Source organism: Candidatus Poriferisodalis sp. (genome assembly GCF_965208895.1).
Taxonomy (GTDB): Bacteria; Actinomycetota; Acidimicrobiia; order Acidimicrobiales; family Poriferisodalaceae; genus Poriferisodalis.
This window is the reverse complement of record NZ_OZ242363.1, coordinates 1,533,641-1,544,926: the sequence shown is the minus strand read 5'-3', so window position 1 is coordinate 1,544,926 and position 11,286 is coordinate 1,533,641. Positions and strand designations below refer to the sequence as shown.

The 11,286-nt window shown below is 67.3% G+C and carries 9 protein-coding genes and 1 pseudogene; 8 read left to right on the top strand and 2 right to left on the bottom strand.

The window, feature by feature from the left end; all coding sequences use genetic code 11:
• The first annotated feature begins 12 nt into the window (after positions 1-12).
• The 7 genes from ACOGJB_RS06935 (at position 13) to ACOGJB_RS06905 (ending at position 9,218) form a co-directional block, all read left to right on the top strand.
• Entirely contained in the window at positions 13-915 is a 903-nt protein-coding gene (locus ACOGJB_RS06935; protein WP_419840082.1) for a phytanoyl-CoA dioxygenase family protein, read from the top strand.
• Positions 916-1,062: 147 nt separating this feature from the next.
• A complete protein-coding gene (locus ACOGJB_RS06930; protein ID WP_419840081.1) occupies positions 1,063-1,839 on the top strand; it encodes an SDR family NAD(P)-dependent oxidoreductase in 777 nt (258 codons plus the stop codon).
• Positions 1,840-1,887: 48 nt separating this feature from the next.
• Complete coding sequence (locus ACOGJB_RS06925; RefSeq protein WP_419840080.1) at positions 1,888-2,334, top strand: glycine/sarcosine/betaine reductase selenoprotein B family protein; 447 nt, start codon at positions 1,888-1,890, stop codon at positions 2,332-2,334.
• 18 nt (positions 2,335-2,352) lie between these two features.
• The gene (locus ACOGJB_RS06920) at positions 2,353-3,033 is read left to right on the top strand and encodes a hypothetical protein (protein ID WP_419840079.1); all 681 of its coding nucleotides are present in this window, start codon (positions 2,353-2,355) and stop codon (positions 3,031-3,033) included.
• A gap of 158 nt (positions 3,034-3,191) precedes the next feature.
• Positions 3,192-4,493 carry an MFS transporter gene (locus tag ACOGJB_RS06915; protein WP_419840078.1) on the top strand — a complete coding sequence of 434 codons (1,302 nt, stop codon included), beginning with the start codon at positions 3,192-3,194 and terminating at the stop codon, positions 4,491-4,493.
• Between the two features lie 162 nt (positions 4,494-4,655).
• On the top strand, positions 4,656-8,231 hold the full coding sequence (locus ACOGJB_RS06910) for an indolepyruvate ferredoxin oxidoreductase family protein (protein ID WP_419840077.1): 3,576 nt from the start codon (positions 4,656-4,658) through the stop codon (positions 8,229-8,231).
• Positions 8,232-8,279: 48 nt separating this feature from the next.
• Positions 8,280-9,218, top strand: coding sequence for a phenylacetaldoxime dehydratase family protein (locus tag ACOGJB_RS06905; protein ID WP_419840076.1), 939 nt, complete (start codon positions 8,280-8,282; stop codon positions 9,216-9,218).
• Between the two features lie 21 nt (positions 9,219-9,239).
• On the opposite strand, the gene ACOGJB_RS06900 is transcribed toward ACOGJB_RS06905, so the two are convergent.
• A complete protein-coding gene (locus tag ACOGJB_RS06900) occupies positions 9,240-9,599 on the bottom strand; it encodes a DUF5615 family PIN-like protein (RefSeq protein WP_419840075.1) in 360 nt (119 codons plus the stop codon).
• A 42-nt stretch (positions 9,600-9,641) separates the two neighbouring features.
• Positions 9,642-10,064, bottom strand: a complete 423-nt coding sequence (locus ACOGJB_RS06895) for a CopG family transcriptional regulator (protein WP_419840074.1) — start codon at positions 10,062-10,064, stop codon at positions 9,642-9,644.
• A 208-nt stretch (positions 10,065-10,272) separates the two neighbouring features.
• On the opposite strand from ACOGJB_RS06895, the pseudogene ACOGJB_RS06890 reads away from it, so the two are divergent.
• Positions 10,273-11,229, top strand: a pseudogene (locus tag ACOGJB_RS06890) (PLP-dependent cysteine synthase family protein); the annotation flags it as partial.
• Between the last annotated feature and the right edge of the window lie 57 nt (positions 11,230-11,286).

Genomic DNA, 11,286 nt, shown 5'->3' with positions numbered 1-11,286 from the left:
GAGACTGGTGTCATGAGCGGCATCACCGATCTCACAGCGAACGAAACCGAGCTTCAGCGCTATCTCGACGAAGTGGAAGAGAACGGCTACTGCATCGTCGAGAACGCCATCGAACCTGAATTGGTCAGCGAGATCCGCGAGACCGTCGCGCGGGTCGAAGACGAGCTGAACGTCGAACCGAAGGGAAACCGCATCGAGGGGTTCGCCACCAAGCGCATGTACAACCTGCTGCACAAGGACCGCTCGTTCTGGAAGCTGCCGATCCACCGCAATGTGCTGCCGTTCCCGCAGAAGCTGATGGAGCCGGGGGCGATCCTGTCGGGCACCACGTGCATGCACATCGGCCCCGGCGAGGTGCACCAGGGCCTGCACTCCGACGACGGCCTCGTGGATCAGATCGACGTGCCGCGGCCCCGCCCGCCTTTCATGGTCACGACCATCTGGGCGTTCACTGACTTCACCGACTCCAACGGCGCCACCCGCCTGGTGCCCGGCTCGCATCGCTTCGACCACGAGCCCCAGCCGGGCGAGAAGCCCGAGTACATCGCCGCCGAGATGGGGGCTGGCTCAGTGCTGGTGGTGAACGGCGGCACTTGGCACTGTGGCGGCGCCAACACCTCCGAAGACGACTGGCGCCTGGGAATCAGCGTGCAGTACTGCCGGGGCTGGATGCGCCAGCAGCAGAATCAGTACTACAGCCTCGCGCCCGATGACGTCCGCGACATGCCCGAAGAGCTGGCAGCCCTGTGCGGGTTCAGCCTGTACCGGGGGATCATGGGCCATGTCGACGGTGCCAGCCCCGGCCGGCACCTGGGTGCCGAGCGCCTCGCCGAGACCGCGTACGCGGCTCGGATCAAGGCAATCGACGACGGCGAAGAAGTCGGCGGCATCGGCACCGCCGAGCCGGCGGCCTAGCGCAAATCTGCGCAATCGCGCCGCTGTCGTCGGTTTTTCTGCGCAAGTAATGCGCCGTCTTGCAAATCTGCGCAAATATGCCGCTGTCGTCGGCTTTTCTGCACTGAGAACGCGGTGCAGTTCACGGCGGCAGGAGGGAAGAGTGTCATGGAGTTGCGCGATCGGGTAGCGATCATCACGGGAGGCGGGGGCGGCATCGGTTCTGCTACCGCTCGCCATTGGCTGGCGCAGGGCGCCCGCCATGTGGTGGTCGCCGACTACAACGCTGATGCTGCGGGAGCCGTGGCAGCCGAACTCGGCTGCGAAGGCGTCGGGTTGGACGTCACCGACGAGGCGGCAGTCACAAGCCTCGTAGAGCAAACGCTCGAAGCACACGGCCCGATCGACGTGTTCTTCTCCAATGCAGGCGCTGGTGCCGAAGGCGGGGTGGTTGCGTCAAACGACGCATGGCAGTCCCAGTGGGAGCTGCACGTCATGAGCCACGTGTACGCAGCTCGTGCAGTGCTGCCCTCGATGCTGGCCCGGGGCGAGGGCTACCTGGTCCACACCGCCAGCGCAGCCGGCCTGCTGGCTGCGATGGGCTCGGCGCCCTACTCGGTCACCAAGGCTGCCTGCATCAAGCTGGCCGAGATGGAAGCAATCCTCCACGGCGACGACGGCATCCGCGTGTCGGTGCTGTGCCCCCAAGGCGTCAACACGGCCATGGCCCCGCAGCGACTCGCCGACGGCGGTACCGACGGCATCGTCGAACCCGAATTCGTTGCCGCAGTCATCACCGAGGCCATGGCCGAAGAGCGATTCCTCATCCTGTCCCACCCAGAGGCCCAGACCTACGTAGAACGCAAAGCCTCCGACCCAGACCGCTGGCTGCGAGGAATGCGCCGCCTCCGCCAACGCTCCCTCAATCTGGAACAACCCGCCTGAGCCCCCGCTTCCGAGCGAGGGACTGCCTCACGTCCTAGCGTTGCCGCCATGGCTGATTCCGATGTCAAGGCACTGACCGGCGGGCTCGAGATGCCCGACTTCGAGACGACCGCGTTCGCGACGCCCCCACCGTTGGCCGAGGCCACGGTCGCGATCGTGACCTCCGCCTCGCTGCACCATCCCGACCAGGACGACTTCGCACCGATGGACACCGGCTACCGCATGCTCGATGGCAGCCGGCGCGACTACATGTGCGGCCACTGGAGCCCCAACTTCGACGCCACCGGCATCGCCCTCGACCTCAACACGGTGTTCCCGATCGACCGTCTCGATGAGCTCGCAGCCGACGGCACGATCGGCAAGGTTTCCGACATCCACCTGTCCTATGCGGGCAACCAGTTCGACCTCTCGGCAGTCCGGATGGACTCCGGGCCTGCGGGCGCAAGGTTCCTCCGCGACCAGGAGGTGGACGTCGCTCTGTTCACCCCTGTCTGACCGTTGTGCACGCGTACCGTGAGTACGCTCGCCCACGTCTTCGAGGAAGCCGGAATCGCCACGGTGGCGCTGGGCTCCATCGGCGCCCACATCCAAGGCACGGCCCCGCCCCGTGGGCTCTGGTGCGAATTCCCGCTGGGCCGCCCGCTCGGCAAGCCCAACGACGCGGATTTCCAGCACCGGGTCCTGGCCCACGCCTTCGGGCTGCTGCGCTCGCCCGAACCGGTCGTGGAGAAGTTTGCCGAGTCCATCACCGACGACGGCAGCGAGACCATGTCGTGCGAGCTGCCGCCCCGCCACGATCCCAGCCTGCATCCCGCTGTGGACGAGGCCAACGGGCTGCGGCCCGCCTACGACCGGGCAGTGGCCAAGCTCGGCAACCGGACTGGCGCAGGCCGCACCGTCAGCGCGGACGACATTCCCGCAGCGGTGCAGTCGTTCATCAATGTTGCCGAGGGCACCCCATGGAAGGAAGCCGGCATTCCGGGCATTCCCGCGCGTGTGGCCCAGGACATCCGCGGCTACTACGAGACGGCTGCACTGGCACTCGCCGAGCACGCACCCGCCGCGTGGGCCGGCGCTCGGTGGTTCTTCACCTCGACGGAGGCCGGCCGCACCATCCTGGCTGCCCGCAAGTCCATGGCCGATGCCGGCGAGAAGCACCCCATCTGGTTCTACATCACGCCCGGCGACATGTAGCGATGTGACCGCAGCCGACCGCTGCGGCGCTCGTATCACCCCAGAGCCTTCCCCGTGACTTCGCCTGCCGCTCCACCGTCTGACGCAGCGGCATGCTTGGCGTCGCGCCAGTGCGCGGCTGGCGCAGCTCCGATGGCTGTCCACGCCCCAGTCGACGCATGCTGATCGGCCAGCCGTTCCACGGCTGGCGCGTGGCGTGGGCCGGCTTCTGGGTGCTGTTCATCGTCTACGGCATCCAGTTCAGTTACGGCACCTTCGAGGGGGCCATCAGCGCAGACAAGGGCTGGTCGGCAACGTGGCTGCAGCTGGCGTATGCCTCCTACATCCTCGCCTACAGCGCCGCCAGCGCCTTCACGGGGCAGCTCACCGACCGGTTCGGCCCGCGCAGGGTGATTGCCCTGGGCGCAGTGCTGCTCGCAGCGGGCTACCTGGTGCTCTCAGCCGCAGGGAGCCTGGCCGTGGTGTTCATCGGCCTTGCGGTGATCGCCCCCCTCGGGATGTCGTCGTCGTGGGTGCCTGCGAACGCCACCGTGGTGCGCTGGTTCACCGACCGGCGTGGGCTGGCGACCGGCATCGTCGGCTCTGGCGGGAGCGCAGGAGGGATCGTTGCGCCGCCGATCGCCGCCTGGCTCGTCTCCCAATACGGATGGCGGACCGCCATCGCGGTGATGGCGGTGACGGGCGGCGTGCTCATGGCGGCAACCGCGATGGTGTTCGTGCGCGACCCCGAGTCGATCGGCCAGCGACCCGACGGGCGCACGCCCGATCCTGCCGAGCGTCCGCTCAGGCGGTCGCGGGTCGCATCCCAGCCGACGGCGTTCGTCGTGGACGCCGAACGCACGAGCGAACCGGACGGCGAGAATCCCGCAACTGCGTGGACCGCTGCCCAAGCGTGGCGCAATTCGGTTTTCTGGCGCATCTTCGGCATGTTCGCCCTGACGTTCGTCGTGGTGTTCGTGCCCTTCGCACATGGCGTTCAGTACGCCCGAAGCCTCGGCTTGGGGCCGCTGTGGTCGGCAGGCGTCATCAGCTCCATCGGCATCGGCGGGCTCGTCGGGCGCATCGTTACCGGCCCGCTGTCGGACCGCATCGACCGTCGCCGCGCCGTGATGCTGGCATTGGCGGTGGAAACGTTCTCCTTCGTCGGCATCGCGGTGTCCGACGGGCTGGTGCTGCTCTATGCCTCGTCAATCGCGTTCGGCCTGTCCTACGGCGGCAGCGTGGCGGTGTTCCCGGCACTGGTCGCCGACTACTTCGGCCGCACCAACGCCGGCGCGATCGTGGGACGCTTCTTCGCGACAGCCGGATCGTTCGCTGCGGTGGGTCCCTACGTCGCTCAGCTGCTGCTCGGGACGACCGGCGGCTACGGCTGGACGTTCTCCATGGCTGCCGCCTCGAATGCCTGCGCGCTCGGCTTGGCCTTCACGCTCCCGCGCCCGGTCTTGCTGCCAAAGCGCTGATCAATCAGCGAGCCGTCGCAACGCCTCATGCTTCCCGCTCTTGTTCGCTGTCGCTCACGGGCTGCTCGGGCCCCGGCCTCCGGCGCCCTCACCTCCCGGGCAGGCTTTTGGGCTGACGGGTAGCCTCCGCAGGAAGCCATGACGGCGGATCAGGGGGATTCGATGGCACTCGCAGACTTCAAGCTCGAGGATCGCTTCGACCGCGCCGAAGGCGATGTCGCAATGTCAGGTGTGCAGGCCCTGCTGCGGGTGCTGCTCGACCAGTTGCGCGCCGACCGCCGAGACGGGCTCAACAACGCGGCGATGGTGTCGGGATACCGCGGCTCGCCGCTGGGCGGCATCGATGCGCTGATGACCGGCAATGCCGAGGAGCTGAAGCAGAACAACATCAGCTTTGTGCCCGGGCTCAACGAGGACCTCGGCGCAACCACCGTGTGGGGCAGCCAGCTCGCCAACCGCAACTTCCAAGGCATCTACGACGGCGTGCTGGGCATGTGGTACGGCAAAGCCCCCGGCGTGGACCGCTCTGGTGACGCCATCAAGCATGCGAACGTCTGCGGCGTCGATCCCAAGGGCGGCGTGCTGCTCGTAGCGGGCGACGACCCGGCTTCCAAGTCGTCCACGCTGGCGTCGGAGTCCGAGCCGGTGCTCATTCACTTCCAGACGCCGATCCTGTATCCCGGCTCGGTCCAGGAAGTCATCGACTACGGCCGCTGGGGCTACGAGCTGTCCCGTTACTCGGGCTTCTGGTCGGCGCTGAAGATCGTCACCAATGTGGCCGACGGCTACTCGACCGTCGAGGTCGGCCCCGGACGGGTGAGTGCCACGCGCCCCGCCTTCGAATGGGAAGGCAAGCCCTGGGCACACACCCAGCAAGACGCCCTGTTCGGCCCCAACGCCGTGCGCATGGAACTCGAGATCCATGAGGGCCGCATGGTTGCAGTCGAAAAGTTCGTGGCGCAGAACAAGCTCAACCGCCAGACCGTCACCAGCCCCGACGCCAAGGTGGGCTTGGTCGCGGCCGGCAAGACCTACTACGACCTGCGCGAGGCGCTCGACCGTATGGGCCTCAGCCCCGCAGAGCTTTCTCGCCGCGGCATCCGCATCTTCAAGCCGACAGTGGTGTGGCCCCTCGAGCCCACCAGCCTGCGCGAGTTCGCCCGCGGGCTCGACGTGATCGTCGTGGTCGAGGAGAAGCGCTCGGTCATCGAGACCCTGGCCCGCGAGATCCTCTACGGCACCCCCGATGCTCCGCGCATCCTGGGCAAGCGCGACGCCTCCGACGGCTTCTGGTTCCCCGGCCATGGCGAGATGGACGCGGATCTCATCGCCCGCAAGATCCGCCCGTTCCTGGTGGACCGGTTCGGCGGTGACGGCATCGGCCCTGCGGTGCCCGAACGCATCACGATCCCGCTGGCGGTGACCACCAAGGACGGGGCCAAGGCCGCAGGCCGCACCCCGGGCTTCTGCTCGGGCTGCCCGCACAACCGCTCGACGTGGGTGCCTGAGGGCTCCGAGGCCGGCGGCGGCATCGGCTGCCACGGCATGGCGGCCATGACGCCAACCCGCAACGTCCGCGGCACCACTCAGATGGGCGGCGAGGGCGTTCAGTGGGTAGGCGCAGCGCCGTTTGTGACGATGGATCACCGCTTCCAGAACATCGGCGATGGCACGTTCCATCACTCCGGCTCGCTGGCCGTCCGCCAGGCCGTCGCGGCAGGCACCAACGTCACCTACAAGATCCTCTACAACGCAGCGGTCGCGATGACGGGCGGCCAAGACGTGGACGGCGGCATGGAGGTGCCGGAGCTGACCCGTTCCCTGCATGCCGAGGGTGTGGCCAAGGTGATGGTCGTTGCCGACGATCCCTCCAAGTACCCCTCAGACGCGCAGTTCGCGCCCGACACCGACGTCTGGCACCGTGACCGTCTCGACGAAGCTCAGCGAGTGCTGCGTGACATCGAGGGCTGCACCGTGCTCATCTACGACCAGGCGTGCGCCGCCGAACTCCGCCGCGACCGCAAGCGCGGCAAGGTAGCCGAGCCTGCGACGCGGGTCTTCATCAACGAGGCTGTCTGCGAAGGCTGCGGCGACTGCGGCGAGAAGTCGAGCTGCCTCAGCGTGCAGCCGGTCGAGACCGAATTCGGCCGCAAGACCCAGATTCACCAGTCCTCGTGCAACAAAGACTTCACCTGCCTCGACGGCGACTGCCCGGCGTTCATCGAGGTGGTCCCCGGCGGCAAGGTGCCCACTAAGGCGACCGCAGCCGTCGACGAGATCGGCGACGACCTGCCCGAACCGGATCGGCTCGACGAGGGCAACATCTTGATGATGGGCATCGGCGGCACCGGTGTGGTGACCGTGAACCAGATGCTGGCCACAGCGGCGCTGCTCGACGGCAAGCAGGCCAACGGGCTCGACCAGACAGGACTTGCCCAAAAGGGCGGCCCGGTGGTGTCAAACCTGAAGGTCCGCCGCCGGGAGGCTGAGCCGAATGGCGAAGCCGGGGCCCGAGCGGCCCGTGAGCGAAGCGAACAAGAGCGGGAGACAATTGGCGGCGACAACGCCGATCCTGATGCCGGCGAGGCCAACAAGATCGGCACCGGCGAGGCCGACGCGTACATCGTGTTCGACCTGCTGTCGGGCACCAACCCGGTCAACCTCGAGAAGGCCCAGGCTGGCCGCACGGTTGCGCTGGTGTCCTCCTCGAAGGTGCCGACCAGCGCGATGGTGCGCGACACCTCAGCAGAGTTCCCGGAGTGGACCGAGTTCCAGCGTTCCATCGACGATGCCACCACGCCCGAGCGCAATATCTACTTCGATGCAGGCACGCTGTCGGACAACCTGTTCCGTTCGCACATGCCGGCCAACGTGCTGGTCCTCGGCGCCGCCTACCAGTCGGGCGTGGTGCCCATCAGCGCCTCGGCGATCGAGCGGGCCATCGAGCTCAACGGCGTTGCCGTCGAGATGAACACCCAGGCGTTCCGCATCGGCCGCAAGATCGTGCTCGATCCCGACTTCATGGCGACGCTGCATGTCGACCGTGTCGGCCGTGTGAGGCGCGACAGCGGCCCGTCGAAGCGTGAGCAGAAGCTCATCGACGCGGTCTCCGATCCGTCCGAGGAACTGGCACGGCTGCTGCGCATCCGTGTGCCCGACCTGGTGGGGTACCAGAGCGTCGACTACGCGGCGGCCTATGCCGAGTTCGTAGCCAAGGTGCGCGAGGCCGAGGCTGCTGCGGGCGACGACACAGCGCTCAGCGAGACCGTGGCCCGGTACCTGCACAAGCTGATGGCCTACAAGGACGAGTACGAGGTTGCCCGCCTGCATCGCAACAAGGCCTTCCAGCAGGCCGTTCGCGACCAGTTCGGCGACAAGACCGAGGTCACCTACAAGCTGCACCCGCCGATCATGCGGCGCATGGGTGTCGAGAAGAAGATCGGCCTCGGCCGGTCAGGTGACGTTGCGTTCGCCCTGCTGGCGCGGATGAAGGGCCTGCGTGGCGGGGCGCTCGACATCTTCGGCAAGACCGCTCATCGCAAGATGGAGCGAGAGCTGATCGACGAGTACCGAGGGATGATCTCCCGGGCACTCGACACGTTGACGAGCGGTGACAGCGCCGCCTACGCCCGTGCTGTCGAGATCGCCGAGCTGCCCGACATGATCCGCGGCTACGAGGACATCAAAGAAGCCAACGTCGAGCAGTTCCGCACCCGCGCCGCCGAACTCAACGCCTGAGCGGAACTCGGCGAGCGGCCGCCGCAGCATGACGGCACCTGCTGGCTGATGGCAGCGAACCGGCCCGAGGGGCATACGCCCAGCGCACCGGCGTGGTGCGTGGTCGATTTTCCTGAGGTGACGGCTTATTCGATGATCTTCTCGAAGGGTCCCGGCAATGACGAGACCTTGGCAGATCTGCAAGCGGCACTGGCTGGTGGCGACGACCGGCCCGATCACGTGGAGCGGGCGCGCATCGTCAACTTCACCGACGAGGGCGACGACGCGGCCGAAGCGCAGGGCGATGTCGAGACCGTGTTCATGGCCTACTGGGTCGATCCGGCGGTCTACGAGCGTTGGCGGCAGGCCTGCGATGTGCTCCACCGAGCCGGGGTCTATTGCGAGACGGCCGTCATTCCGGCAGATCGCTGGGAGACCATCGCGGGGACCAAGCGGCCTCTGCCCGGCGTGCGCAACTTGACTGAGGTGGACATCACCGAGCTGCACGACTACTGGGGCGCCGCACGCGATCGCATGGCGGCCAGCGCTGAGGATCCCTTCGAGGCGGCGCCGGGGTCACCGCTGCCGGCCAACTTGTGCCTCATCCGGTCGGGCCAGAAATGGGACGAGTGCCTCGACGACGAGCGCGAGATGTACTTCACCGACATCGAACCGAAGCTGCGTGCCGGCATCGACTTCCTGGCCAACAACCCCGACACCGGCTGCATCTCCAGTCGGTTTCTGCGGGAGCAGACGATCGACGGCGAAGACCTGGAGTCCACCAGCTTCGTCGGATGGTTCGAGGACCTGGAGTCGCTCGAAGCGTGGTCGCGTTCGCACTCCACGCACTTGGCGATCTTCCACTCGTTCCTCTCGACGGTTCAGCTCCTCGGCCGCCCGCCCAAGCTGCGCCTGTGGCACGAAGTCTCGGTACTGCCCGAAGGCGGAGTCGAGCTGCTCAACACCGACCTCTCTCCGCTCGCCAACCTCGTCGACCCCGCCGCCTGACCCGCCGGCACAGCGACGACCTCACCGCAGCCACCAGATCCACGAGTCGCCTTCGAACGGCGGTGCCGCGAGGAAGTGGCGCAGCGCGTCGATGACGTTGTTGGGGTAGGCGGGCGGCTTGCGGAAGAACCTCGCCCGGTCGGTGACAACGATGCCGCAGTGGCTGTGGCCAGCGGCGATCGTCTGCGAGGCGAGTCTGGCAAAGTCGTTGCCGTCTTCGGTAACGATCACACGACCGCTCTCGGTCGCGTACTTGAGCAGAGCGACGTCTGGACGACCGCGAAGTGAGCTCTCCGTCGCGACGGCTACGACGTCCCAGCCGTCGGCGCGCAGCGCCTCAGCCACTCGCGGCGAGTGCATCTCGTCGATGAGCAAGCGCACGCTGCTCGATGTCCGGCTGGCAATCGGTGCGGTCGGGTGCTGTCAGGTCGCGAGCAGCTCTTGGTGCTGTCGCCACTCCGTTTCCAACTCGGCCGCGACCCGCTGCCGATCGGCGATGTCCTCGTCTATCTCGTCGGTGTATTCGGCGTAGTACGCGAGCGCGGCGTCGACCTGAGTCAGACTCAAGTTCATCACCTCGGCGGCCCAGGCGCGGCCCTGTTCGCGAGTCATCTCGCCATTGACGATCACGTCGATCACCCAGACCAGGAGAGGTCCGCCGACGAGCGCCGGATAGCGGCCCGTGGACTGCTCGCGGAAGTGGATAAGCGGATGAGCGTCCATGCGCAGCCCTTCGTCGATCAAGCGTTGCGCGAGCGTAGAGATCGACACTTTCTGGCGTCCAGCGATTTTCTTGAGCCGCTCATGCAGCCGGCCGTCCGAGAACCTGATCGACACGACCGGCATGACGACAGAGTAGTTGTACGCCGCCCCTGGCCGAGCTCGCCGACCCGGCTGCCTGACCCACCGGCACAGCGACGACCTCACCGCAGCCACCAGATCCACGAGTCGCCTTCGAACGGCGGTGCCGCTTCGAAGCGGCGTGTCGAGTTTGCCTTTCGTAGGCTGTGACGCCGTGACTGACGCCGGTCCGATGCCCGGGGCCCTCGAGGGCTTGGACATAGCGCCTTCGGTGCTCGATCTCGTCGGTCAGACGCCCTTGGTACGGCTGGGTCGGGTGGCGCCCGACATTGCCACCCCGGTGGTGGCCAAGCTCGAGACCGCCAACCCCGGCGGATCAGTGAAGGACCGTGCCGCGGTCGCCATGATCGACGCCGCTGAGGCCGACGGGAGCCTGCAGCCCGGCGACACCATCGTCGAACCCACCTCGGGCAACACCGGCGTGGGCCTGGCCGTAGTGGCCGCTCAGCGGGGTTATCGCTGCCTGTTCGTGTGCACCGACAAGGTGGCGCCCGAGAAGGTGCAGCTCTTGCGGGCCTACGGCGCCGAAGTGATCGTGTGCCCCGCCAAGGTGGACCCTGAAGATCCCCGCTCGTACTACTCCACTGCGGCACGGCTGCGCGACGAGACGCCCCGAGCCTTCTCGCCCGATCAGTACTCGAACCAGAACAACCCCCGGGCGCACTACGAGACCACCGGGCCCGAGATCTGGGCCCAGACCGGCGGGCGGGTCACCCACTTCGTCGCCGGTGCTGGCACCGGCGGCACCGTCAGCGGCGTCGGCCGCTTCCTCAAAGAGCAGAACCCGGCGATCGAGGTCATCGTGGCCGACCCGCCCGAATCGGTGTACGCAGGCGGCGACGGGAGCCCCTATCTCGTGGAAGGCATCGGCGAAGATTTCTGGCCCACCACCTACCACGCCAAGATCATCGACCGGGTGCTGCCGGTGGCCGACGCCGATTCGTTCGCCATGGCCCGCCACGTCACCCGCGCCGAAGGGCTGCTCATCGGCGGCTCGGGCGGCACCGCCGTCACCGGCGCCTTCCGCATCGCCGCCGAGCTCGACGCTGCAGGCCAGGCCGCCGAGTCGCTCGTTGTCACCCTCATCCCCGACTCGGGCCGCCTGTATCTCACCCGCTTGTTCGACGACGACTGGCTGGAGTCCCGCGGGTTGCAACCGGGCCACGAGGTTGACCTCAACCCGCCAGCTGATCGCGAGGAGGCGTGA

Coding starts and splice junctions, on each gene's coding strand:
- ACOGJB_RS06930 (WP_419840081.1), top strand. CDS start 1,063: ATGGAGTTGCGCGATCGGGTAGCGATCATCACGGGAGGCGGGGGCGGC.
- ACOGJB_RS06915 (WP_419840078.1), top strand. CDS start 3,192: ATGCTGATCGGCCAGCCGTTCCACGGCTGGCGCGTGGCGTGGGCCGGC.
- ACOGJB_RS06925 (WP_419840080.1), top strand. CDS start 1,888: ATGGCTGATTCCGATGTCAAGGCACTGACCGGCGGGCTCGAGATGCCC.
- ACOGJB_RS06905 (WP_419840076.1), top strand. CDS start 8,280: ATGGCAGCGAACCGGCCCGAGGGGCATACGCCCAGCGCACCGGCGTGG.
- ACOGJB_RS06895 (WP_419840074.1), bottom strand. CDS start 10,064: ATGCCGGTCGTGTCGATCAGGTTCTCGGACGGCCGGCTGCATGAGCGG.
- ACOGJB_RS06910 (WP_419840077.1), top strand. CDS start 4,656: ATGGCACTCGCAGACTTCAAGCTCGAGGATCGCTTCGACCGCGCCGAA.
- ACOGJB_RS06935 (WP_419840082.1), top strand. CDS start 13: ATGAGCGGCATCACCGATCTCACAGCGAACGAAACCGAGCTTCAGCGC.